20 protein-coding genes are annotated in these 24,055 nt (G+C 68.2%); 6 read left to right on the top strand and 14 right to left on the bottom strand.

What is annotated here, in order from left to right; all coding sequences use genetic code 11:
• Positions 1–3: 3 nt before the first annotated feature.
• The 8 genes from ABN273_RS51825 to ABN273_RS51860 all read right to left on the bottom strand — a co-directional run bounded on the left by ABN273_RS51825 (position 4) and on the right by ABN273_RS51860 (position 9,455).
• Entirely contained in the window at positions 4–750 is a 747-nt protein-coding gene (locus ABN273_RS51825; RefSeq protein ID WP_349457105.1) for an AfsR/SARP family transcriptional regulator, read from the bottom strand.
• An 828-nt stretch (positions 751–1,578) separates the two neighbouring features.
• Complete coding sequence (locus ABN273_RS51830; RefSeq protein WP_349457106.1) at positions 1,579–3,564, bottom strand: right-handed parallel beta-helix repeat-containing protein; 1,986 nt, start codon at positions 3,562–3,564, stop codon at positions 1,579–1,581.
• Positions 3,565–4,038: 474 nt separating this feature from the next.
• Positions 4,039–5,313 carry a serine hydrolase domain-containing protein gene (locus ABN273_RS51835; protein ID WP_349457107.1) on the bottom strand — a complete coding sequence of 425 codons (1,275 nt, stop codon included), beginning with the start codon at positions 5,311–5,313 and terminating at the stop codon, positions 4,039–4,041.
• A 176-nt stretch (positions 5,314–5,489) separates the two neighbouring features.
• Positions 5,490–5,897: a hypothetical protein gene (locus ABN273_RS51840; RefSeq protein WP_349457108.1), complete on the bottom strand. Its 408-nt coding sequence runs from the start codon at positions 5,895–5,897 to the stop codon at positions 5,490–5,492.
• A gap of 100 nt (positions 5,898–5,997) precedes the next feature.
• Positions 5,998–7,230 carry a serine hydrolase domain-containing protein gene (locus ABN273_RS51845; protein ID WP_349457109.1) on the bottom strand — a complete coding sequence of 411 codons (1,233 nt, stop codon included), beginning with the start codon at positions 7,228–7,230 and terminating at the stop codon, positions 5,998–6,000.
• 222 nt (positions 7,231–7,452) lie between these two features.
• Positions 7,453–7,857, bottom strand: coding sequence for a hypothetical protein (locus tag ABN273_RS51850; RefSeq protein ID WP_349457110.1), 405 nt, complete (start codon positions 7,855–7,857; stop codon positions 7,453–7,455).
• A gap of 24 nt (positions 7,858–7,881) precedes the next feature.
• Positions 7,882–8,859 carry a GNAT family N-acetyltransferase gene (locus tag ABN273_RS51855; protein ID WP_349457111.1) on the bottom strand — a complete coding sequence of 326 codons (978 nt, stop codon included), beginning with the start codon at positions 8,857–8,859 and terminating at the stop codon, positions 7,882–7,884.
• Between the two features lie 59 nt (positions 8,860–8,918).
• Positions 8,919–9,455 (bottom strand): carboxymuconolactone decarboxylase family protein, encoded by a 537-nt coding sequence (locus ABN273_RS51860; RefSeq protein ID WP_349457112.1) that lies wholly within the window; start codon positions 9,453–9,455, stop codon positions 8,919–8,921.
• Positions 9,456–9,535: 80 nt separating this feature from the next.
• On the opposite strand from ABN273_RS51860, the gene ABN273_RS51865 reads away from it, so the two are divergent.
• Positions 9,536–12,421, top strand: coding sequence for an AfsR/SARP family transcriptional regulator (locus tag ABN273_RS51865; protein WP_349457113.1), 2,886 nt, complete (start codon positions 9,536–9,538; stop codon positions 12,419–12,421).
• A 111-nt stretch (positions 12,422–12,532) separates the two neighbouring features.
• Here the strand turns inward: ABN273_RS51865 and ABN273_RS51870 are convergent, their stop codons facing one another.
• The 4 genes from ABN273_RS51870 to ABN273_RS51885 all read right to left on the bottom strand — a co-directional run bounded on the left by ABN273_RS51870 (position 12,533) and on the right by ABN273_RS51885 (position 16,210).
• Complete coding sequence (locus ABN273_RS51870) at positions 12,533–12,868, bottom strand: DUF7737 domain-containing protein (protein WP_502911293.1); 336 nt, start codon at positions 12,866–12,868, stop codon at positions 12,533–12,535.
• Positions 12,861–13,982 carry a hypothetical protein gene (locus ABN273_RS51875; protein WP_349457115.1) on the bottom strand — a complete coding sequence of 374 codons (1,122 nt, stop codon included), beginning with the start codon at positions 13,980–13,982 and terminating at the stop codon, positions 12,861–12,863. The genes ABN273_RS51870 and ABN273_RS51875 overlap by 8 nt, the downstream gene beginning before the upstream one ends.
• Position 13,983: 1 nt before the next feature.
• A complete protein-coding gene (locus ABN273_RS51880) occupies positions 13,984–14,112 on the bottom strand; it encodes a hypothetical protein (protein ID WP_349457116.1) in 129 nt (42 codons plus the stop codon).
• Between the two features lie 394 nt (positions 14,113–14,506).
• The gene (locus tag ABN273_RS51885; RefSeq protein WP_349457117.1) at positions 14,507–16,210 is read right to left on the bottom strand and encodes an L-tyrosine/L-tryptophan isonitrile synthase family protein; all 1,704 of its coding nucleotides are present in this window, start codon (positions 16,208–16,210) and stop codon (positions 14,507–14,509) included.
• 4 nt (positions 16,211–16,214) lie between these two features.
• On the opposite strand from ABN273_RS51885, the gene ABN273_RS51890 reads away from it, so the two are divergent.
• The 5 genes from ABN273_RS51890 to ABN273_RS51910 all read left to right on the top strand — a co-directional run bounded on the left by ABN273_RS51890 (position 16,215) and on the right by ABN273_RS51910 (position 21,646).
• Positions 16,215–17,186: an ATP-grasp domain-containing protein gene (locus ABN273_RS51890; protein WP_349457118.1), complete on the top strand. Its 972-nt coding sequence runs from the start codon at positions 16,215–16,217 to the stop codon at positions 17,184–17,186.
• A gap of 60 nt (positions 17,187–17,246) precedes the next feature.
• Entirely contained in the window at positions 17,247–17,561 is a 315-nt protein-coding gene (locus tag ABN273_RS51895) for a hypothetical protein (protein WP_349457119.1), read from the top strand.
• 121 nt (positions 17,562–17,682) lie between these two features.
• Entirely contained in the window at positions 17,683–19,626 is a 1,944-nt protein-coding gene (locus ABN273_RS51900; RefSeq protein WP_349457120.1) for an NACHT domain-containing protein, read from the top strand.
• 305 nt (positions 19,627–19,931) lie between these two features.
• Positions 19,932–20,948, top strand: coding sequence for a DUF6461 domain-containing protein (locus ABN273_RS51905; RefSeq protein WP_349457121.1), 1,017 nt, complete (start codon positions 19,932–19,934; stop codon positions 20,946–20,948).
• A gap of 92 nt (positions 20,949–21,040) precedes the next feature.
• Entirely contained in the window at positions 21,041–21,646 is a 606-nt protein-coding gene (locus tag ABN273_RS51910) for a DinB family protein (protein ID WP_349457122.1), read from the top strand.
• Positions 21,647–21,752: 106 nt separating this feature from the next.
• Here ABN273_RS51910 and ABN273_RS51915 read toward each other — a convergent pair whose 3' ends face one another.
• Entirely contained in the window at positions 21,753–22,226 is a 474-nt protein-coding gene (locus ABN273_RS51915) for a GNAT family N-acetyltransferase (RefSeq protein ID WP_349457123.1), read from the bottom strand.
• 21 nt (positions 22,227–22,247) lie between these two features.
• Positions 22,248–23,531: a hypothetical protein gene (locus ABN273_RS51920; protein WP_349457124.1), complete on the bottom strand. Its 1,284-nt coding sequence runs from the start codon at positions 23,529–23,531 to the stop codon at positions 22,248–22,250.
• Between the last annotated feature and the right edge of the window lie 524 nt (positions 23,532–24,055).

Here is a 24,055-nt window from a genome sequence, read left to right on the forward strand (position 1 = left end):
TTGCTAGAGCGGCGCGCCTCGGAGTATCTCCTGGTGCTGCCGGCGCAGGGAGTCGGCCGGCTCGATGCCGAGTTCCGTACTGAGGATGTCTCGCATGCGCCGGTAGGCGGCGAGCGCTTCGGCGCGGCGGCCGCGCCCGGCCAGAGCCCGCAGCAGCATCTCCCATAGGGATTCACGGAAAGGGTGGGCCTCGACGAGGCGCTCCAGTTCCGGGATGACCCAGTTGTGGAGGCCGAGCCGCAGCTCGGCCTCCACACAGAGCTCGGATGCGGTCAGGTGCATCGCGTTCAGGCGGCGGCGCTCGCAGCGGACGGTTTCGACGTCGATCTCCGGCGCCAGCGGACCGTGCCACATGTCCAGCGCCTCACGCAACAGCCCCGCTGCCACCTCCGGACGGCCCGCAGTCAGAGCTTTCGCTCCCCGGGTGAAGCGCTGCTCGAACGCCCTGATGTCCACCGCTCGATCCGGGACGACCAGGGTGTAGCCGTCCCCGAGGGTGGTCAGGTCGACACCGTGGGCGGCCAGCGGTGCCAGAGTACGTCGTAGGCGGTATACATACGTTTGCAGACTCGCTCTGGCTGTCGCCGGCGGCTCGTCCGGCCAGAGCTCCGTCATCAGCCGATCCACGCTGACCACTCCGCCTGGACGCAGCATGAGAACGGCGAGGATCGCCTGCTGCTTCGCGGCCCGGACGTTGATCGCGCGGCCCCCGCCGTCGACCACCGCCAAGCGTCCCAACAGTTGGAACATCGTGCACCTCCGATCGGCATTGTGCTCATGGCGGGTATGTCCCCGGTATGGCAGGCGACGCGTGCAATACCGGGGCTCAGAGGTGAGCCGTGGTGCAGCGGGCCGGGGCCGTCTGGATGCGGGTGGGAGTTCGCGGACCGTGGCGGCGCACAGGAGCGCGACCACGGAGGCGGCGAACCTTCCTGGTGGTCGAGACGGTGCTTCTCCAACGGCTGTATGTGTCTGCTCTTCATCGAGCACGGCGCGCGGTCCGATTCGTCCCAGCCAGCCGAGGATGCGGGCAGGTCAGCTGGGGTGAGCCGTGGCCGACGTGGCGCAGGTGCGGCCGCTACCACCCTGGTCCTCATCTCGTCGCCCAGGGCTCTCTTTGACGAGGACTCATCGAAGGGTTCACTCGCGTTCACCCGTCCGGTCTTCCCCTTGCCCGGTTGCTCCCCTGGACGAAACAGGGGCCCTTGGGCGTCTTCCCCGAGCTTCGCACCCCCGAACCCGTAGGTTCGAGGGGTTCCGATGTCCTGAGACATCACAGGGTCGGGATGGCGGGATTTGACCCCACGATCTCTTCGTCCCGAACCAGATCGAACGCAGGTTTGACAACGGGAGTAGGCGCTTCGGCCCGGCGTTGTACGTCTCCAATGCCCGTCAACGTTGTGATCATCTTTGGTGATCTTCACTCGCTGGGGACCTGAAAACGGGTGCTTCACGCGCCTCCTCGGGGGTTGATGCTCCCATCAGAGCGGCTGCAACACGGGGTTCCGTGTCACCGCCGCTCTTTGCGCGTAGCGTGCCAGGAAGGCGGGCGGAGCGCCGTCACCGGGCTCATGTTCTTCAGGTCTTTTGCTGAAGGTTCCCGGGACGGATAGCCACATCATCGATCTGGAACGCGGGTCCGGCGGCGCTCGCGTTCCAGACAAAGGTCCAGTCGACGCGGGTCGTGCCTGCGGGCGCGGTGAACGTGCCGGCTGCTTCGGTCCAGGCGGTCTTCTGGGCCAGGGAGATGGCGTCGGTACGCAGCACCGTGCCGGACTCGTCGCGCCACCGCACATTCCACGTGACGGCAGGCATGGTCGCCACAGCCTCCCGGTACCACAGCGACACGTGGTAACTCGTACCGGCGACCACACCGCTGTATCCGGGGAAGTTGTCAAGCGCCACCGCGCTGCCAGACGCCTGGGTGCTGGTCATCTGCAGCGAGCCGGTGCCACCATGCGCGCCGCCGGTCTGGTGCGCCAGGCTGGCCCCGTACCAGGGAGTGTAGGGCGAGGTCGTCGAGCCGGACTCGAAGTCCTGCTCAGTGATCGCCGGCGGGACGGGCGTGCCGCCGTCGAACGTGCTGCCGGCGTCCTGGCCGTACTGGGGGCCGACCCACTGCCCGGGCAAGATGCGATTGCCCATGTCGGTGACCCTGAACTGCCACGGTCCTGTGTAGGTGTTGTCGTGCCAGGAGTTGTGCGACTCGTGGACGATCGACTGCTGGATCACGGCGCCCTTGTACGGGGACCAGTCTGGGTATGTGCCCCAGTTGGACAGCAGGGCCATGTGCCCGCAGTACTGCGTTGGGCAGCCGCCGTTGACGGCACTGGGGTCGAAGGCGAACGTGTTGTGGTGGATGTCGACGTTCTTCGTCCACCAGCGGCAGTTGGTGTAGAGCGGCTCGCTGGCGATGGCAGGAGCCGAGCACTGTGAGGTGTTGGTGGGTCCGACGATCAGCGTGCAGTCGCCGGTCGTCGAGGCTGGGCTGTTGCAGAACCGGTCGGCGTTCGCCCATGCGGTGATCCCGCCCCAGTTGTTCTCGAGCCGGTTGCCGGTGATCTCGATCTTGCTGGTCCGCGCTTTCAAGCGGGGCTCACCATCCGCCTCGGACAGATAGATCGCCGCTTCGGGGAACGGGTCGCCCTTCGCTGCCCGCTCGGCACCGGAGGCCCAGGCGTTGCCGCGGATGGTGTTGTTCCGGATCACGACGTTGTAGCTGATCTCGTAGAAGATCGCGAGCGACTCGTTGTCCTCGATGAGGTTGTCCTCGATGAGGAAGTCGTTGTTGTTGGTGTCCGCCCACACCCCCGGCCCGTGGTTGCCGTGGACCCAGTTGCCGGTCACGTCGGCACCGTTCACCGCCCAGAACTTCATGCCACCGGTACATCCGCACCCAGGGACCTGGTGCTCCCAGTCGTCGGTGTTGTTGCCGGTGAACTCGTTGTCCGCCACAACCAGGCCGGTGATGGTGTTGCCGGCCTTGTACGCGTTCAGGCCGTACTGCCCGTTGTCCTTGAAGCAGTTGCCACGGATCTTGTTCGTGGCCCCGGCCATCAGCCCCGCGCCGGAGTTGTCGCGGATCGTGTTGTGCTCCACGACCCAGCCGTCGCCGGAGTCGTGGTTGACCACACCCTCATCGCGCGGCGCGACGAACCCGGTGATGGTCAGGTACCGGATCGTGACGCCGGTCGCCTGCTGACCGAACGCGTACCGGTTCAGCCGCTGCCCGTCCAGTACCGCGCCGGGCGCGCCGATGAACGTCGCGCCGTTGCCGGGGACGATCTGGGCGTACGTGCCGGTGCCCAGCGTGTGCGTGCCGGTCTCGAAGTAGTACGTGGTGTTCGCCTTGCGTAAGTCCACGCCGCTGTTGTCGCCCGCAGGGACCACGACCGCCCCGGAGGGCGGTGTGGACGGGCCGTTCAGCGACGAGCTGCCGCAGACCGCTGCCGTTGCCGTCGTCGAATCGGTTGCCGGATCGACCGCGTCGCCACTCGCCGGCGTCGCGCCGCCCATGACAACCGTGGCGAGGGCCACCAGCGCCACCGGCCAGGTTCTTCGCATTCCTGTTCTCCTCCAGGTTCTGACCAGCCTTGGCCGCACTCGACTGCCAGCCGTCGGCGCTGTAGCCAGAGCTCGCGCCTACCTTCAAGATCAAACACCGAGAGAGTACTGCAGGGCCGATGCCGGCGTCCTGCTGATCAGGGACAGCGATAGACACCACTGCCCCTGAGATGTCCCCTCCCGTGGCGCACACATCCGCATGCCAGACGTGGGGGCCGCCCGAGGACGAGCAGAGAGATCCGGGACCTGGTGCTGTGCCCGGCGCGGGAGAACCCGATCTGGGGATATCGCCGGGTGCGCGGTGAACTGGTCCGGCTTGGCTATCGCGTGAGTGAAGCGACCGTGCAGCGGATTCTCCCGGGCCGGCGGGTCGGCCCGACTCCCCGAAGCGTCGATACCTCCCGGCGGACGTTCTTGCGCGCCCAGGCGAAAGGGCTGCTGGCCGTCGTACGGGTCCGCAGTGCTCGGCCTCGTCTACTGAGCCGGTTTGGCCTCATCAGCCGCCCCGTCGCAGAACACCTCCTGGACAAGCTTGTCCACCAGCTTCTGGAAGTCCTTTGCCGGGCCTCTTGTGGCCTCGTCCACCCAGGTCACCGAGGCGGTCAGGGTCTTGCTGCCGTCGGGTGAGCTGTACATCAGCGCCCCGTAGCCGTGCGGGGGGCTGCCGTTGTGCTGGTAGACGGTGCCGCAGCCCGGGCCCAGGTCCTGCACGAACAGCCCGAAGCCGTAGTTGTACTTCCCGTACGGCTTGCGCATCTCGGCCAGCAGCGGGGCCGGCAGGAGCTTGCCACCGTTCAGCGCGGAGATGAACGTGTGCAGGTCCTGGGTGGTCGAGATCATGTCGCCGGCGCCGGCCAGAAGGGAGAGGTTCTGGCGGGCGATGTCGACCACCTTCTCCTGGCCATCCTCCTCATACCGGTAGTAGCCGTGGGCGTGCGGTCCGGGGAGCTCAGCCCGGTTGCCCGGCACCACGGTGCCCTTCAGGTCGAGCGGCCGCAGGATCCGCCGCTGCATCTCTTCGGCGTACGAGTGGCCGGTGACCTTCTCGATCAGCAGCAGGGCCAGCGTGTAGTTGGTGTTGGAATAGTTCTGGTCCGTGCCCGGCTCGAACCGTGCCGGCTTGGACAACGCGAGCCGTACCAGCTCTTCGGGCCGGTAGCTGTGGAACCGGTTGGCCAGCCATGCGTCGCCGGTGGCGGGGATCCCCGGCACGACAGTCCCGTCGTCGTAGTGCTCGCCGGTGTAGTTGAACAACCCGCTGGTGTGCTGCAGCAGCATCCGCACCGTGATCCGCCGGTCCAGCCCGAGCTCGGGCAGGTAGCCGGCCGCCGGGGCGTCCAGGGCGATCTTGCCCTCGGCCACCAGTTGCAGCACCAGGGTCGCGGTGAAGGTCTTGGTGACGCTGCCCGCCCAGAACCGCCCGTTCGTCGGCGGCTTGGCGCTCTGGCCCAGCTTGCGCACCCCGGCGCTGCCGACCCACTCACCCCGCTGATCGTGCACGCGCAGCTGCATCCCGGCGAAGCCGGCATCGACGAACTCCTGGATGGCCTTCTGCAGCTCTGGGCGATCCTGCCCGGCAGCGGCCATCGGCACGGCCGTGCTGCTGTCCGCGGCGGCCGCCCCGGGTGCGGCCACTCCACCCAGGAGCGCGGCCGCCAGCGCCGTGGCCGCCACTCGCCGCAAGACCTTGCCGCGAATGACCGGGCGCTGATGCACGCCGTCGATGCGCTGCCCGGTCGCCGTGATCACTGGTGGAGGTTGGGTTTTCATTGTTCCTCGTCTTTGGTGTCGCGCTCAGGCGAAGAGCTCGCCGAGCAATTCGGGGTCGATGGGGCGAGGCGGTAGGCCGGCGGCTGGGCGCCCATCAGCTCGCGTACCAGGAAGTCCCAGGCGCGCTTGCTGTGGCTACGCAGGCGGGCATCCCCTCAAGCAGCGTCGAGGGCTGCGGTGATCTTGCGGATCATGTCGGCCAGGGTGGGGCTGGGCTCGCCCTGGTGGGTACAGGTGGCTGCTTCGACGGCGACGATGACGGTGCTGCGGAAGTTGTCGGCCTCTGCCAGGTCCTGCTTGTTGAGCAGGTTCATGGCCGCCGTCAGGGCCGGCAGCACGTGGTCGGCGAGTTCGGCGACGGACTTGCCGTTCAGGTTGATGTCCTTGGTCTTTGCGGCGAGCACGTGCCCGACCAGGCCGGTCGCAGAAGCCAGGGCAAGGGAGCCATCGGTGGCGATCCTGTGCGGCGAGCCGGCGGCTCCGGCGGCGGCCAGCAGCGAGACGGCGCCGTACGCGGCGGTGCGCAGGGTGGTCTTGTCCTGGTCGGTCAGGGTGATGGACATGGTGGTGCGCTCCTTCGATGGAACAGTCGGGTGGTGGAAGGCGGCCCTGCTGGGCGGCCAGGGTTTGGCCAACCGGATCTACCGGGCGCGGGCCCAGGTGTCAGTCGTCGATGGCCTGGTAGAGGGTGGTCCAGAAGTCGTGGATCAGCCGCGCCGGATCCGGGGTTGACAGCCCGACCTGGGTGAGCAGGATTCCGGTGAGTTGCTTGTCCGGGTCGGCGTAGGCCGTGGTGCCGGTTCCGCCGTCCCAGCCGAACTGGCCGACCGACGCGTAGTCGCCCCGGTAGGTGCGCACCGCCATCCCAAAACCCCAGCCACCCTGCTGCCCTTGGCCGAACGACAGGTGGACGTTGCTCTTGGCCAGGTCGTTGCGGGCGGCGTTCTGCTCGGGCGTGAGGCGGTTGGTGGTCATCAGCTCGACGGCGGGCCGGGACAGGATCCGTTCACTCCCGTGCATCCCGCCATTGAGCAGCATCCGGAAGTAGGCGTGGTAGTCATCCACGGTGGAGACCAGCCCGCCGCCGCCATGCTGGAAGGCCGGAGGCCGGCTGTAGCGTCCGCTGGCGGCCTCGTCCCACACGTGGAATTCTCCGGTCTGCGGGTCGGGGGCGTAGCTGGGCGGCAGCCGGTCGATCTTTCCGGCGGGCACGTGGAAGCCGGTGTCCTTCATCCCCAGGGGGTCGAAGACGCGTTCGTGCAGAAACGTCTCGAACGTCTGACCGGTGACCCTGGCCACCAGCACGCCGAGCACGTCGTGGCTGAGCTCGTACTGCCAGCGCTCTCCGGGCTGGTAGGCCAGCGGCAGCTCGCCGAGGCTGCGCATCCACTTGTCCGGCTCTGGCGCCAGGCCCGTTCCCGGGTCGTAGTTGGCCCGCTCCAGAACTGCGGCCATGATCGGGGAGCCCATCAACGTCAGGTCCACGCCGAGCCCGAACGTGGAGGTCAGCAGGTCCCGTACGGTGATCGGCCGCCGCGCCGGCACGGTGTCCTCCAGCGGGCCGTCGGCCCGCGCCAGCACCTGCCTGTCGGCCAGTTCGGGCAGCCACTCATCGACCGGGTCGTCCAGCCGCAGCCTGCACTCATCCAGCAGGACCATCGCCGCCGCCATCGTGACCGGCTTGCTCGTGGAGGCCATCCGGAAGATCGTGTCCCGGCGCATCGGCGCGCCACCGTCATGACGCATCGTCCCGATCGCTTCGACGTGCGTCTCCTCGCCCCGGCCGACCAGGGCGACAAGCCCGGGAATCCTCCCGGACTCGACATGCCGCGCCAGCACCTCGCGCAGCCTGCGCAGCCCTGCCTCGGAGAAGCCGCTGTTGCCAGTTCCCATCATGAATCTCCTTACATACAGTGTTCGATCTTGCGAGACCTGCCCTGGCCTGGCGCTCATGGCTTCGATGAGCGACGCACGGGGGTCCATGGCTGAACCGCTCATGGCAGCCACCATCGCCGACCGCGCTGATATCGGGCCGTTGCCGTCCTGACGCGGCCACTGACACGACACCGCCTGGTCAGCGGCGCGGGCAAAGCTGTAGCAGCGCAGGCGGACAGCCCGTCAGGCGGCGTCGAGGGCTCCGGTGATCTTGCGGGTCACGTCAGCCATGCTGGGGCTGGGCTCGCCCCGCTGGGTGGCTGCTTCGACGGCGAGGATGACGGTGCTGCGGAAGTTGTCGGCCTCTGCCGGGGCCTGCTTCCTGAGCAGGCTCATGGCTTCAGTCAGCGCAGGCAGCACATGGTCGGCGAGTTCGGCGACGGACTTGCCGTTCAGGTTCACGCCCTTTGTCTTGTCGGCGAGCACGTGCCCGATCGGGCCGGTCGCGGAGGCCAGGGCGACGGACCCGTCGGTGGCGATCCGGTACGGTGAGCCACCGGCGGCGCCGGCAGCGGCAAGAAGCGACACGGCCCCGTACGCGGCGGTCCGCAGGGTCAGCTTGTCCTGATCGGTAAGGGTGAGGGACATGCGGAGGCTCTCCTTGCGAAGTGGTCAGGTGGTGGGCAGGTCGAGCTGGTATTCGTGGGTGCGGCGGTGGAAGCCGAAGCCCAGCCGCCGGTTGACGGCGAGCATGTGGGTGTTGTCCTGGGCGTTGTCGGTCTCGATCTCGACGATGCCGGGGTGCTCGGCACGCAGCCTGCGCACCATTGCGGCCTTGACCCACAGCCCGAGCCCGTGGCCGCGGTGCGCGGGCACCACGGCGGTGTCGTACTGCAGTGCCCGGCGGGTCTCCCCGGCCCGGATGACGAGCTCGGTGTATCCGGCCATCTCCCCCTTGCCGAGCGCGGCGGTCGTCAGCAGCAGATCACCGCGGTCGGCCAGCACTTTGGCCATGGCACGGACCCGGTCGGCGGTCCAGGTCTGGTTGCCGTAGTCCATGTCGCCGGTGGGCATGTCGTTCATCGCGTTCTTGGCCGCGGCGAAGGCTTCGGCCAGCTCGTCGGGGACCGTGCCGGTCCAACCGACCAGCTCGTAGCCGGGATGCTCGATGTCGGCCTCGGTATCGTCGGCCTGCGCGACGTCGAGCAGTAGATGGTCCAGCGTCAGCACCCGCCGGAAGCCGCGCGCGGTGCAGAAGGCCTCACCCGGCCCTCCGCCGGCCGCGGCGGTGATCAGGCTTCGGCGCTGCTCTGCCTCTGCTGCCAACACGGCTGTGGCCAGCAGTTGCGAGCCGACCCCTGAGCGCCGCCGCTCCGGGGCGACGTGCAGCTCCAGTTCCGCCAGGTGATCTTGGCCGGGCGAGGCGAAAAGCCGCAGCCCGGCCACACCGACCACCGCGCCGCCGGTCTCGGTGGCCAGCCAGAGCAGTCGGCGGCTGTCCAGCCCGCCAGCAGTGAGCTGGGCATGGACCTGCTTGGACGTGGGCCGGGGCTCATCAGGCAGATCGCTGGCGAGCGAGGCCACTACAACCGCATGCCAGGCGGTGGCATTCTCGGCCGAAACCCGAGGCATAGGGACAATCCGGGTCACGCGAAACTCCTTGGTGGGGATGCCTTGGACGCCGGTCATGACTTGTGTCATCGCTTCCTTCAGTCGGTGTGGCGCACGAGCGGCCAGTCGATGTCAACGCGGGCCGTGTTGGCGAGGTAGTTGGTGAACACATTGAGCGCCACGTGGGCGATGACCTCGACGATCTGCCCGTCGGACAGACCGGCGTGCCGGGCCGTGGCCAGCTGATCGTCGGAAACAGCCCCGCGCTCTCGTACCACGGCGGAGGCCAATCCCAGGACCGCGGCAGCCCAGGGGTCGCCGGCTTCGCCCCTCCTCGCGCGGCCGGCCTCGACCGCGGTCAGCCCGGCCACCTTGGTTCCGCGGAACGAGTGCACCGACAGGCAGTAATCAGACTTGTTCTCCTGCGCCACCAGCAAAGCGATGCGCTCGAGCAAGTCCGCCGGCAGGGTTCCCTCCGCGCCCAGGATGCCGACGACGTCCAGGTATCCCTTTAACACGGCCAGATTGTTGGCCATCACCTTGGCCAGGTTGGGGATGACCCCGAGGGCCTTGTGTGTGGCGGTGAACAGTTGCGCGGCCTCACCGGTGGCGATCTCCGGATCAACGATGTGCATGCCGGCAATCCTGCAGTTAGGCCTTGATAGATTTCCGATGCGTTCTCGATGCAAGCGCTGGCGGCCTTAGGAGTGACGGCATGCGGTTCAGGGTCCTCGGCCCGGTGGAGGCCGTGGCTCCGGGTTCCCAGCCGCCCAGGCTGGCACCCCGGCATCGGGCGGTGCTCGCCTATCTGTTGCTGCACGCCGAGGTCGTGATCAGTACGGATCGGCTGATTGACGCGATGTGGGGGCTGCTGCCGCCGGATTCCGCCCGCGCACAGATCCAAACCACGATCGCCGCCATCCGCCGGATGCTGCGCGCTGCGGGAGCCGACCAGATGCTGGCCACTCATCCGGCCGGGTACATGATCACCCCCGAGCCCGGCCAACTCGATCTGGACGAGTTCACCAACCTGATCGCCAAGGCACAGGCCACCTCGGGCGACCCGCAGGACACCGCGGACCAGATCCGTGCCGCGCTGGCGCTGTGGCGGGGAGAGCCGTTGGCTGATATCACCGCCGATTACGTCCAGAGCGCCAGAGCACGACTGAACGGGCAGCGACTGACCGCCATTGAACGCCTGGCCGAATTAGAGCTGTCACTGGGCCACCAGGACGACCTCATCGACGAACTGACCGTCCACGTGGCGGCCAATCCGCTGCGGGAACGGCTCTGCGGCCAGTTGATGCTCGCCCTGCACCGCGCCGGACGCCAACCCGACGCGTTGCACGTGGCAAGAACGTTCCGGGCGGCCCTGGCCGAACAGCAGGGGCTGGACCCCGGCCACGCGTTCAGCAAGCTCGAACAGGCCATCCTGCGTGACGACCCCGGCCTGCGGGCGCCGGCCGCCGCGCCGACGAAGTCGCAGCGGGTGAACTTCCTGCCCTACGACGTCCCGGATTTCACCGGACGAGAAGGCGAGCTCGACAGGCTCGCCCGCTCGTGGACGAGCAGCAACGGTGGCGTCGTGACGATCTCGGCGATCGACGGGATGGCCGGGATCGGCAAAACGGCGCTCGCGGTCCATGCGGGACACCTCCTCGCGGACCACTTCCCTGACGGGCAACTCTTCGTCGACCTGCAGGCGCACACCGCCGGTCAGGCGCCGCTCGATGCCGGCACCGCGCTGGAGGTCCTCCTGGGGCAGCTCGGCCTGCCCGCCGAACGCATCCCGGCGTCGGTCGCCGATCGCGCCGCGGTGTGGCGGTCCGAACTGTCCGGCCGTCGAGTGCTGGCCGTGCTGGACAACGCCCTCGGCGCCGAGCATGTGCGGCCGTTGCTGCCCGGCACCTCCAGCACCCTCATCCTGATCACCAGTCGCCGACGGCTGACCGACCTGGACGGGGCACACGCCCTGTCCATGGACGTGCTGCCTGCCGCGGACGCCGTGGAATTGTTCACGGCGATCGTGGGCGAGCGGGCGGCCGCCGAACCGGTCGCGGTCCTCGACGTGCTGCAGTTGTGCGGTTTCCTGCCACTGGCCGTCCGCATCGCCGCCGCCCGCCTGCACCATCGCCCCCGCTGGACCGTCGAATACCTGGCCGACCGGCTCCGCGACCAACGCCGCAGGCTTTCCGAGCTGGCCACCTCGGAAAGAGGTGTGGCAGCCGCGTTCACCCTGTCCTACCAGCAGCTGGATCCCGATCAGCAACGCATGTTCCGGCTTCTGGGGCTGCAGCCGGGCCGTGACATCGGCCCCGACGCGGCCGCCGCGCTGGCCGATCTTCCACTCGAGCGGGCCGAGATGCTCATGGAAGACCTTCTGGACGCCCACGTCCTGGCCCAGTACCAGCCCGGCCGCTACACCTTTCACGACCTGCTGCGTGAACACGCCCTGGCCACCGCAGCCGCCCAAGAGCCCCCAAGCGCCCAGCGGGAGGCCCTCGGCCGGCTGTTCGACCACTATCTCCACAGCGCGAGCACGGCCATCGATCACCTCTACCCCGAGAGCAAGAACCGCAGGCCACGCATCCCCGCACCGGACACCCTGACCTCGTCCCCGCAGGACGAGGTCGAGGCGGTCAGATGGCTGAACGCCGAACGCGCGAACCTCATCGCGGTCGGCCATCACACCGCCGGCCACGGCTGGCTCACACACACCAGCCAGTTGGCGGCCACCTTGCATCGCTACCTGCTTGGCCACGCCCATCATGCCGACGCGCTGGCCCTCCATGGCTTGGCACTCCAAGCAAGCCGGCGACTCGGCGACACAGCGGCCGAAGCCCGCACGCTCCTCGACCTCGGTGAGGTGCGTTACTGGTGGCACGGCCACTACGGGCAGGCCGCCGAGCATTACCGGCACGCCCTGAACCTTTCGCGCGAAATCGGCGACCTGGACGCCAAAGGCCGCGCGCTGCACAACCTCGGCAACGTCTATAAGCGGCAGCGAGAATACGACCAGGCCCACGACCACTATCGACAGTCCCTCGCCCTCTTCCGTGCGTTCGGCGACCGGGCCGGCGAAGCCAGCTGCCTGACCAACCTCGGCACCGTCCACGAGCACCAAGGACGCTACGAAGACGCTCACGACCACCATCGCCAAGCGCTGTACCTCTATCGCGAGACCGGATCTCGCATTGGCGAAACCATCGTCCTGAACAACCTCGGGCTGGTGTGCCAGCGGCAGGGCCGCTATGACCAGGCCCGCCACCATCATCGCGACGCCCTGCACCTGTGCCGCACGTTCGGCTTCCCCGGAGACGAAGCCGAGTCGCTCAACGCCCTGGCGGAAGCCGCCCGATCCATGGGCGACCTCGCCCAGGCCGTAGCCGACCATGACGCCGCGCTGACCCTCGCCCGCGAGGTGAGCTACCGCCCGGAGCAGGCCCGCGCCCACGACGGCCTGGCGCACGTCTACCGCGACCTCGGCCATATGGACCTCGCCCGCGACCACGCCCTACAGGCCCTCGACCTGTACACCGCCCTCGACGTCCCCGAGGCCGACGATATCCGCACCTTCCTCAGCGATCTCCATCAGCTATGACACACAGCTGAAAACCGGATCGGCGGCGTCCTCCACAAATACTCACATGCCGCTTGACCTGCATGGATGGAATTCGCACGTTCGACGTCCGCACCACGTCCGGCATCGGGCCTAGATGGCGACAAGCTGGCGGGTGATGCTGGGATCACTGATCCTGGTGTCGTCTGCCAGCAGGAACGCCTTCGACAGGATGACCGACAGCATTCCGCCGTCCTCCTCGAACGGTAGGAACACCGATGAGGCGGAGCGGCCGCGGTCGGGGACGATGCACAGGTAGGCGTCGTTCGGCTCCATCAGGATGTTGCCCGACCCCAGATGAATCCGATAGGTACGCAGTTGCCCCCGCACGCGCAGGAACCGGTCGGTCAGCTCCACCCGGTCGGCGATCTTCAGCCGGGGCAACAGCCGGGCCAGCGCGTCACGCCGCGTGCGAGCGGTCTCACTCAGTTCGCCGAACCCGTACGAGCCCGAAGGCCGGGACCGTCCGGTCGACGAGCTGTTCGTGGCTCAGCCCCTCTTGTACGGCCACCGCGTCGAGAGCATCGGACGCCTTCGCCAGCAGGGCCGGTCTGCGCAGCTTTGCTCGCACGCGCGCGAGCACGCCCACCGTGTCGAGACCGCCCCGCTTGGCCAGCGCGTTCAGTGCGGCGTTGGCCAGTCTCTCGTTGCGGCAGACGGCGGCGCCGCCGGTGCCGTTGCGCCCGATGCCGCAGTTCGTGGCGACATCGCCGAGCAGCGTGGACACCCAGGGCGCGTCGATCACCTCACACGTCCACAACATGCCGCGCAGCGGGAGGGCGGTGTGGCGGGCGAGGAAGACCCTGCCGCCGGGCTCGCGACTCTCGCGATGGGTGGCCACGCGGGAGAGGATCTCGCGCAGCACCGCCACGCCGTCGTCGGTGAGCAGCGTGCGGACCTTGGCGAGCCAGGGTCCGCTGGGCCTGTTGGCCTTGGCCTTGCGCCAGTGTTTCAGCAGGGGCAGCACGGCGGGGTGAGCCAGCCGGGCGGCGTACTCCCCTGCCATGGCACGGGCGATGGGGTCGCCGTCCCAGACCAGGCTGCGCACGACACCGGCCACCCCGTGCTCCGCGGGCTCGGTCAGTACGCGCCCCAGGTCCTTGCGTAACGCGGCCCGGCCGGGACTGCGGTGGGCCGGGTGCCACGACGGCGCGTCACCAAGGATCTGACGGCGCTCGGGGTATCCGAGCGTCGCGATGGCGGCCAGCGGAATCCGGTACAGCTCGGCGTGCCCGGTGTGACCGCAACTCGACAGCGCGTCGGCGATCTCCCACAGGACGCGCGTGTCCTCGAACGTCCAGGGGATGTCGCCATCGGCCACCTCACGCACCAGCCGGAGCACCTCCTCGGGGTACTCGTGGCCGCCCTTGTCGCCCAGGCTGAGCCGCAGTTGCGCCCACATGCCGAACGCCCTGCGCCCGGCGTCGTCGGCGCCGGGCCGCCCGCCCGCGTCGTACCGGGCGAACAGCTCACGCGGCAGCCCCTCGATGCGGTAGTTGAGCAGGTAGCCGTAGGACTGGGGAAAGTTGTCGAGGACGCCCATGTCAGCAGCCTGCCCGCGGCACGAGGCGGACGAGTTCGCGCGCCTGGCTCGCGTCGGGCCGAGCGGGAAGGGCGATCTCGACTGAGCACCTGCCGGTGGCGCTCTCGTCTCTGAAGGTGGCCGTGGCCATGGGGGGCTCCATCGTCGTCGGTCGGTCAACGTGACGGGCCATAGTTATCAACGGGCACCGACATTTAGCCTCACTCGTGGAGCTGCCCAAGGCATGCTTGGCAGTTTCGTCGAGTGTCCGGGTGGGTCCTTCCAGTACGGCTTGCTTACCGACTGGTAGACCTGGCCTGCGAAGGTCAGCAACTCCTCTCGATTGATTGAGCTTTCCTCCGTTCCCCGGACACTTGACCTGAGGTCATCCCGATCGAGTGCGAGCCCTGGCTGGCGCGTCTGTCGTCGCACACCGTGGGGGTGGAGGTGCAGGTACGCGGCCTGGATGGGCAGCGGCAGGCCGCTCGAAGCGTCCGGCGAGCATGCAGCGGAGGCCGAGCCAAGGGCTGGCGAGGGCGCGGCGCTCAGCGGCGTCTGAGCTGCACTGCCGCGCGGAAGCCGGGGTGGAGACCGCCGCCTTCGATGGCGGTGACCGGGACCATCATCCATGGCTGGGCCGGGCCGAGCAGGGGTGAGTACGCTGGGACAAAACCCTGGTCGAGCAAGGAGACGGCGAAATCGGTTGACACGCGGCCTGAGGCGTCCAAGGCCGCCGTACCGTGCCAGGGAAGGACGGACGCCCCGCCGAGGTAGGTGAAGCCAAGGCAGCCGTTTCGCGGGTTCGGTGTCAGCCGGATCTGATGGGAGAACATCGCCGCGTCGAATCCCAGGTCACGATCGGCCCACAAGACCGCCATGTACCGGATGGTGTCATGCCAGGCCTTGGACAGCACCGCGCGCCGTTCGCCGGCGATCGGCGCGGGGAGTGCCGGGTCGGCCAGGTTGAACAGATCGGCGTAGATCTGCTTGGCCAAAGCGGCGTCATGGCCCTGTGTCGTGGAAACGGTGTACATCAGCGATCGGAACAGGCTCTCGAAATGCGGGATCGCCATTCCAGCACCGCGATTGCCGCCGATCATGTGGGTCGTCCGTAGGGTGGCCTGCTCCAGCGCGGGCGCGGGTGCGGAGACGATGTCCAATCCGGCGAGGGCAGCACGAATTTCCGCCACTCGCTGCGGGATGAGCGCGGCATGCTGTCGCACGGCGAAGAGTCCCATGCGCTGTTCGGCGACCTCGTTCAGATCAGCGATCGTGAGGATCTCCGTCCCACCGGCAAGAGCGTGATAGGCGAGCAGTTTCTCCCGGTAGGCAAGCAGCAGATGTCGCGGGTGCGGCCGGAAGTGGTTGCCGTCGCCGAGCACCGTGATCGCAAGTCCTGGCGGATAGATCTCCTGCACCGTACGGTGCAACTCGCGCAGCCGGATCATGGCGGCGAGTTCGGACAGGTCGGGCTGGCTTCCCAACGTCTTGAGCTTGTTGTACGGGAATTTGATCGGGAAGCCTCTGGTGATGACGGGAATGGGGGCGCCGTCAGCCACCCGGGGCTGGATCTCACGCCTCGCCATGGCCAAGGAATAGTTCGCCCGTGCTCCCTTGCGGAACTGCGGGCGCGTGAGCAGGTGGTAGATATCGGCCACGAGATCGCCTGTCCGGGGGGCGCGCCCGGCCGTCTGGATCGCGGCACGTTCGGCGCTTTCGAGCAGCGTGTCGATGATTTCCAAGGATTCGCGTTCGCTGAGCCGTACGGCGTGCTCCAGAGCGAGTTTTCCCTCCGACATCTCGGCCAGCGACAGTTCGGCCAGCGAGTTCGCGTGGGACAGCGCCGGAAGCCGGGTGGCCGGCGCGGTGCGGGCGCACTGGGGAACGGTTTCGAAGGACCGGACGACATCGGCACCGTCATAGGGACGCTCGTGGACGTAGCCGGGCAGTGCCACCGCGACGAACAGAGCGTCCGGGAGGACCTTGGCCATCGCCTGCCGGTTCTCGCAGATGTCGTCGAACACCGCGACGATGTCCAGGTCGGCGAAGCTCCGCAGGCTGTCGGCCTTCAGTTCGTGAACGGGCCGGGAGCGGTCGTTCTGCAGGAAGGCGATGCGCGTCCCCGTGATGCCGGCGTTGGCCAGTGCGTGCTCGGTATGCTCGCGGACCCGCTCACGCCGTCCCGTGTTGAAGACCACGCGACCGCCGGCGTCGTACACATCCCACACGAAGCGGGCCAGACCCGGCACCGGTGTGTCCCAGCGCAGGTTCTCCCACGGCCGGAAGAAGGCGTGCCTGCCGGGCCCGGGCGTCGGCGCGGCGCGCATCGCCCGGAGCAAGATCCGCCAGCGAGAGGTCTGTCAGCGGCACGGCCTCACCGGTCCCCGACACTCGGCCGTCACCGGGCCCGACGATCTCGTGCGGTTCTTCGCCACCGGCGTCCAGGCCGCGGTGCTGAAGCCGGCGGACTCCTCCGCGAGCGCCGCCGTGTTCGCCGTCCACGGTGTCGAGGAGGCGCTGGACCGATGGCCGCGTGTACGGGCGATCTCACCGAGCCGTACCGGCATCGTCGAGGAGTACCTGAGCGGGGCGGAGGCGAGCGTCGAAGCTGTGGTGCGGGACGGCAAGCTGATCTTCTCCTCGCTGACCCGCAAACAGACAGGCGGCCCTACCGGCTTCCTCGAGGTCGCCCACACCACTGACCGGGCCGATCGTCCCAACGCCGCCCTCAACGCGCTCGTCCGCGACCTGATCGCCGCCTGGCAGGTCGAGTCGGCCGTCTTGCACGTCGAGGTGAAACTTGACGGCGGTCGCCCGGTCCTGCTGGAGGCGACAGTGCGACCGGCAGGCGACTACATCACCGAATTGGTGTCGGCGGTGCATGGCCGCGACCTCTATCTCGACCAGGCGCGCCTGGCGCTGGGCCAGCCGCTCGCGGTGGACCGTCCGGCCTCCGCTCGGCGGGCGGAGGTGCGGTTTCTGCTGGCCTCCGGCATCGTCCGCCGGAACGTCGCCCCGGTGGAGGTACTCGCCGGCCTGACGGATGTCAAGATCGTGCGGCAGCTCGCCGCGGCCGGCTGCCGCCTTCCGCCGCTGACCGCGAACTGGGCCAGAGCCGGGTACGCCCTCGGCTGGTCCACCGACGATGGCGATTCGCTGACCAGGCAACTCCGGACTGCTGTCAGCGAGCTCGGCAAGCTGATGGGTGCCTCGGAGATTGCCTGACTGGGGAGTGGGGCGGCCGGGAAGCTCGGCGAGCCGGTCAAGGTAACGGTCCAGCCAGCTGTGCACGTCGAGATCAAGACCGCGACGCCCCATCACTTCCACCTGTGGCGCTTGCGATCGTGTCAGGCGCGCTTCCAGCCATCCTTACGCCCCGCCTTCCAGGTCACCTCGACGATGTACGCTGCCGATCCGCTGGAGCTGGGCGTGCACCGCGCCCCCCACCCTGACGGCATCGCCCCCTCGCCGCTGACGGCGTACGTGGCGAGGGAGCACAACCGCGACCTGGCGCCGCGTAGATGTGCACGGCAGATGATGATTGGCCGGACTTTGATGCGCGAGGGCGCCCCCACGCCGATGATGGTCATTTATGGGTGAGGATCGCAGGTCTGTCCGGGTGTGGATGTGGGCGTGCGGGCTGCTGCTCATGGTGGCCGGCGTATTCGCCTGGATGGGTTTAAGGGCTGCGGGGTGGGGTGATGTCGACCCTGCCAGTTTCATGATGTCAGCGCTGTCGCTGGCGGTGTCGATCTGGTCGGGATGGCAGGCGGTCCGGGCCAAGCAGGTGACCGACACCGATGTGGACCTGTGGGCACGGAGGCTCGAAGGAGCAGTCGTGACCTCCGAGACCGCACAGCGGATGCAGCTGCTAGGCCGGCAGGACCGCACAATCGATGTAGCTTTCATCCTCACTCCCGCACCCGGCCACAACGTCGGCGAAGCCGCGTCCGAGGGGACGGTGGCGAACGTGGCGGGGTACTTCCGGAAGCTGACGCCGCAGCGGTTAGTGATCACCGGAGACGCCGGCTCCGGCAAGACGGTGCTCGCGATCGAGCTGATACTGGGCCTGCTCACCGACGACGACCGCAGACCTGACGATCCGATCCCAGTCCGCGTGTCCGCCGCGGCCTGGGACGCTCAGACGAGCGTGGACGACTGGCTGGCAGCGCACCTGGTACGCACCTTCGACCTGTCCAAGGCCACCGCCTGGGCCCTGCTGCGGGCCGATCGGGTGCTCCCGGTCATCGACGGCCTGGACGAGATGGACCTCGAACCCGAGCCCGGCTACGGCTCACGCGCGGGCAAGGCACTGCGGGCGCTGAATGACTACCAGCGCGGGCGCACGAAGTCCCGGCTGGTGCTGACCTGCCGGTCAACCTCCTACGACGCGCTCATCTCCGACGACGCCTGGGCACACGACGCGGCCCGCGTCACCCTCTCGGCTGTCACCGCGGACCAGACATGGACCTTCATCGAGGCAGTCGCCGGCACGCATCAGCGAACGCGCTGGCAGCCGGTGCTGGACGCGCTCACCCAGCCCGGCCACCCGCTGGCGGAGGCACTGGCCACACCCTGGCGACTCACCCTGGCCGTCACCGCCTACCAGCAACGATCCGACACCGGGGCCTACCTGCGCGACCCCGCCGAACTGGCGCACCTCGCCGACCAGGCCGACACCGCCACAGACCCTGATCAGATCCGCGATCACCTGCTCAGTCTGTTCATTCGCGCCACCATCGCGGCCGCCACCCCACCAGGCGCGAAGAGCCGCTACCGGCCAGGCCACGTCCACAACTGGCTGGCGGTCCTGGCCCGCTATCTGGACACCAATATGACCCGGCCCTCGTTGGACGGCCGCACCCTGTCCGGCACCGACCTCGTCCTGCACGAACTGTGGCCGCTGGCGGGGAACCGCTCACGTGTCCTCGGCCTCGGTGTCATCGCGCTCATCACGGCGGTCATGGTGCCGGCGTTCGCACTGGCGATCGGCCACGACGGCATCACGATCGGCGCCATAGCCGCGATAGGCCTAGGGGGTGGCGGCAGCCTCATCGCCTGGTTGGAAGTGTGGCCCCGCCTCACTCACATCGACCTGGCCCAGATGAAGTCCCCCACCGCAATCGTGGCCGGATACGTGGTCTGCCCCCTGTTCGGGCTCTGGGGCGGAGCCACGACCGGGAACGGAGCGGCCGGTCTCGCCACCGGACTTGCGGCAGGACTCCTGATCGGATTACTCCTGAGCCTGGCAGGCTCGCTGATGATCCCCGGCTACAAGCCCGTCGCCACCCCCCGCGACATCGTCCGCGACGACCTTGCCAGCGGATCAGCGTTCCTGCTCCTGCTGGGACTGTCCATGGGGCTGGGAGCGGGCATCGCCAGTGAGCTCAACCCGGGCGGCCTCGACGGGATCGAGGCCGCCGCGACAGTCGGCCCCACCGCGCTGGTCTTCGGGATCTACATGGTGGCAATAGGCGGTCCAGGCAACGCCGGACTGCGGTACCTGCTCCTAATGCTGTGCATGACGCGGCTGCTGCCGTGGAGACTGGGCCGTTTTCTGCACTGGTGCTACACCGACACCGGACTGATCCGCATCGCCGGCATCGCCTACCAGTTTCGCCACCGCGAACTCCAGGACTACCTCGCCCGGCACCCCCGCCCCTGACCAGCGCCACCAAAGCGACCACCTGGCGAATGAGGCGACCCGAGCAGCCACACGTTCGCAGGCTTTCCGCCGTGTGGGTGCCAAATCATGCCACACAGCCCGATCTGGAGTTTTGCCATGCTCGGCAGCTCGGCTCCACCAGGATCGCAGCATGGCTCTACGGATGCCGTACATGATCGTCTTGCGGGCGCGGCAAGATCATCGCGTCGTCTGAGCCCCGGGGTGTCCTGGACCAGGAGAATGTGTCACCCGTGATCACTAGCATGGCCTTTCGCTCACGATCATCGGACGCTGAGGAGCGTGTCATGGCCTTCGACAGGATCGGCTACTGGACGTGGACCGACATGGAGGAGGTCGGGCGGTGGCTGTCGACCGGCATCGATCCCAGTGCGCGGGCGGCGGTGGCTTGGGGCGTGCCGCTGATCGCGGCGTCCGGGCGCGGCTCCAAGGAGGTCGTGGCCGCGCTGGCGGCTCAGGCCAGTGACGTGAACGTACGCGGGGAAGACGGCCGCACCCCGCTGTGGGAGGCGGTGTGGGCGGACAACGGCGGCGCGATCGAGGCGCTGCTGGCAGCCGGGGCCGGCCCGTGGGTCGAGGTGATGTGCGGGTGGTCGGCCGGACGGCTGGCACTGGCCGGGCCGCAGGCGCCGTTGTTCGCCGGTCTTCCCGGAGCCGTTCCGCTGGAGGAGGAGCATCGAGCCGCCGTCCAGCGGGCCCGTGAGCGTAAGGCACTTCTCAGTGCCGCGGCCGACCTGGGCGGGGAGTGGGCGGTGGGGATGGGCCTGACGCTGGTCACGGGAATCACCGCCGATGAGGCGATACGGCGACTGGGGGCCGACCCCGCGCGGTTCCCTCCGCACCCTCCTCGCCCGGCACCGTGGCCGCCCGAGGACGAGGAGTACCCCGAGGACCTTTACGACGTCGGGTTGCGATACGTCGCCGTCACCGAGATCGCGGGCGGATGCGCCCTGGTGCAACCGGAAGGCTTCGCCGTCACTCTGAACGAGACGGTGAATCCCCTGTCGGCGGGCACCCGGTGCCTGACGGTCTACTTCAACGCCAAGAGCGGCACGCAGAGCGGCTACGTCGTCGACGGCGAATGGGGCGACCGCGATCCGGTCGACAGTGACGCCCACCCTGGCGAGGGCCCAGCGCGGACGCTGGACCGTTTCCTCTACTCCTGGGCCCAGAGCAGGGAAGACCCGATCTCAGCCGAGATCGGACACGCGTTCACGCTGCTGGGCCTGGATCCCGGTGACGGCACGTGCGTGAAGGGACCGTGGTCCAGGTGGGTCGAGATTCCCGGGTGGAGCCGATTCTGACCTGTCGCCGCACGGCCTCCACGCGGCGATCCGCGCAGCTCGCCGCACCGTGATATCCCTTCTTCATGGCCTACGCTGACACAATGGCCGACATGACCGGATGGGACCCGAAAGCGGACCTCCACCGTTACCTCAAGACCGCCCGCGAGTCCCTCCTGTGGAAACTCGACGGCCTGTCCGAGTACGACATCCGCCGCCCCCATACCCCGACCGGCACCAACCTCCTCGGCCTGGTCAAACACCTGGCCAGCGTCGAGTTCGGCTACTTCGGCGACACTTTCGGCCGCTCGTCCGGCGAGCCGATGCCCTGGTTCGAGGATGACGCCGAGCCGAACGCCGACATGTGGGCGACCCCGGACGAGTCCCGCGAGCAGATGATCGCCCTCTACCACCGCGCCTGGGCCCACGCGGACGCCACGATCGAGGAGCTGCCCCTGGACGCGACCGGCCACGTCGCCTGGTGGCCGGCCGACAGCAACACGGTCTCCCTGCATCGCATCCTCGTCCACGTGATCGCCGAAACCAACCGCCACGCCGGGCACGCCGACATCGTCCGCGAGCTGATCGACGGCGCCGCCGGCCGCCACAGCCACGACCGCCTGCCGAACGCCGATGATGACTCATGGTGGACGGACTACCGCGAACGCCTCGAACAAGCCGCCCGGAAGGCCGCCGAGAACCAGCCGCAAGGCGCATGACAGCGGCCGAGCGCAGGGACTAGCTCTCGCACTGCCGCGCGACACGGTAAGCGAGCAGGACACAACGAACGGCCGCGATCCTCGTGGTGGGATCTTCGGCGAGCACTCAAGCTTTGGCCGCCTGGCAAGCGAGCCACCGCTCTCGGGTGATCGCGTACTCGACCTCACCAAGAACGCTGCCGGTGAGCGGCTCGGCCCACTCCATGTGGAACGTACGGACATGCTCCATGCCGAGTGCGGTCATGGTCGCACGGGAGGCGGTGTTGACCGCCATGGTCTCGGCGAAGATGCGGGGCAGTCGGAGATCTTCGAACCCGTGTCGAATGAGCTCGCGGGCCCCCTCGCTGGCCAATCCCTGGCGCCAGTAGCGACGCAGGAGCAAGCGGCAGCACAGCAGTGGTGGAGCGGGGTGTCCGCAGCTCAGCTCACCGAGCTTCCGGACCATGTCGCGGTGCTGGCTCTGAGTGAGCACGCCGCACGAGCGCTGCCTGTCTCCGGTCAAGGCGATCGCGAGCACGGGTACGGCATCGCCGTCCACACCGGCCGTCTTCTCTACGGGGTGGTCAGACCATGCCCGCACTCGCTGGGCCGGCTCCCCACCTCAACGCGGATCTTCGTGCGCAACGCCCGCGAGAAGGCGCTGATCACCCGCGATGAATCTCGTCGACGCCGACCTGGTCACCCACTTCAACCTGCCCGACCATGAGCAAACCGCTCTGCTCTGAGCGGGACCTTCCACGTCGGTTTCGACGTCGTCGGCTGGGCCGCCGGGCCTTCCGCCGGACCGGGAGGTGCCACGCACGGCCAGATAGACCGCCCGCACCGCGAGCGTGCGCTCGATTCGGTCGATGATCGGGGCGAAGAACTGCCGCCGGTGGTCGGCGTCGCTCATCGAGGTGACCGCGAAGTACATGCTGCCGAACCCGGCGAAGAGCGTGGCGATACGCAGCAGCGCGACCGGCACCGTGGGCAGGAGGTCTGAGGGAACGGGCACGCCGCCGATCCACTGCTCCGCCGTCTCAGGCGTGACCACAACCAGGCCGAGGACGAGGAAGAACGCGAACAACGCCAGTCCGGCTACCGCGGCCTGCATCAGCTGACGGGTGGCCAGCATCAGCAGCAGGTTGCGGACCTGGCGCCCGTTGAGCGGCACCGCGCGCGGCGGACCGTCGGGCATCAGGTCGTCGATCGGTACCTCGGCCAAGGGCGTGCCCTTGCAGGCTGATGCCAGCTTATGCGGGCTGAGGTCCTGCTCGACTCGTCCGATCTCCTCGCGCAGGCGGGCGGCCGCGGCGAGCATGGCGACGGCGGCGAACAGGGCGACGACCAGCGAGATCCGCCACCACGTCAGGCGGTTTACGGCCTGCCACAGCTCACCGGTGAAGAACAGGAACAGCGTGACGAACAGCAGCATGGGCAGCGCCCGGCCCAGCAGGTGCACGCTGTTGCTCATATCGGAGAAGGTGCGCCGGATCGCCCGGCGCAGCAGCGCGCCCATACCGTACGTGGTGGCCAGCAGCGTCACCACGAAGACGGCCGCGAAGAAGATGACGAACCCGAGCAGCCCGACCACATGTCCTGCGGGCGGGGTGACCGTATCGTCGACGGCGAGTTGCAGCAGGGGCACGACGATCGGCATCGCCGCGTACCCCCCGAGAATCGCGATACTGGTCGTGCGTGAGAAGTGGGGCAGCCGCCGGACGAACAGACTGATCGCCACCCATACGGCCGCCGCTACCACGATCACTCCGCCGAGCAGGATCCACTTCCCGGAACCCGCGGTTTTCAGGGGCAGGAGCCAGGCCAGGCTGGCGAGCGCCACGAACGCCAGCGGCGGGACCATCCGGGGCAGCACGTGCGTGGTGAACTGGTAGCCCTCGATCATCGTGGGTGCACCACGCCGGACGAACCAGCGTTCGGTCTGGCGTATCAGGGCGGGTGATGCGGTGAACGGCACCGTCGATCATCCCCTATCGAATAGTTCCGAGCTGAGCAGTGGTCCCACTACGCACAAGCGATGCGGGTGGTTGGTCGGCATGCGCCGGGTTTGCTACATCAGCGGCCATTGCGAAACTTCGCTGCGAGACGTGTACGGCACTCCCTCGAAGGCCCGCTCAGCATGTCGCTTCCAGCGTTATCGCTTGAGAGCGTCGTCGGCCGACGCGATGAGCTGGCACACCGAGGTGAGCATATGCTGGCCGAGGCCACGCTCTGGCCGTGGCTGGCAGAAAGCACCCCAGTCGAGCTTTGCGATCGGAGATCTAGGGCGCGGACCCCTGGCTTCAGCCATGGGGGTAAGCCCTTCTGTCGAATCTTTGAGCGGTAGATAGATCAACTCCGTATATTGATCCGTGTGGCTGTGACCTTGCGCACGAACAGCAACACGCCTTCCAGTGTGCCTTTCACGAA

Origin of the sequence: Nonomuraea sp. B19D2, assembly GCF_040137845.1 — a bacterium.
In the GTDB taxonomy this organism is placed as follows: Bacteria; Actinomycetota; Actinomycetes; order Streptosporangiales; family Streptosporangiaceae; genus Nonomuraea.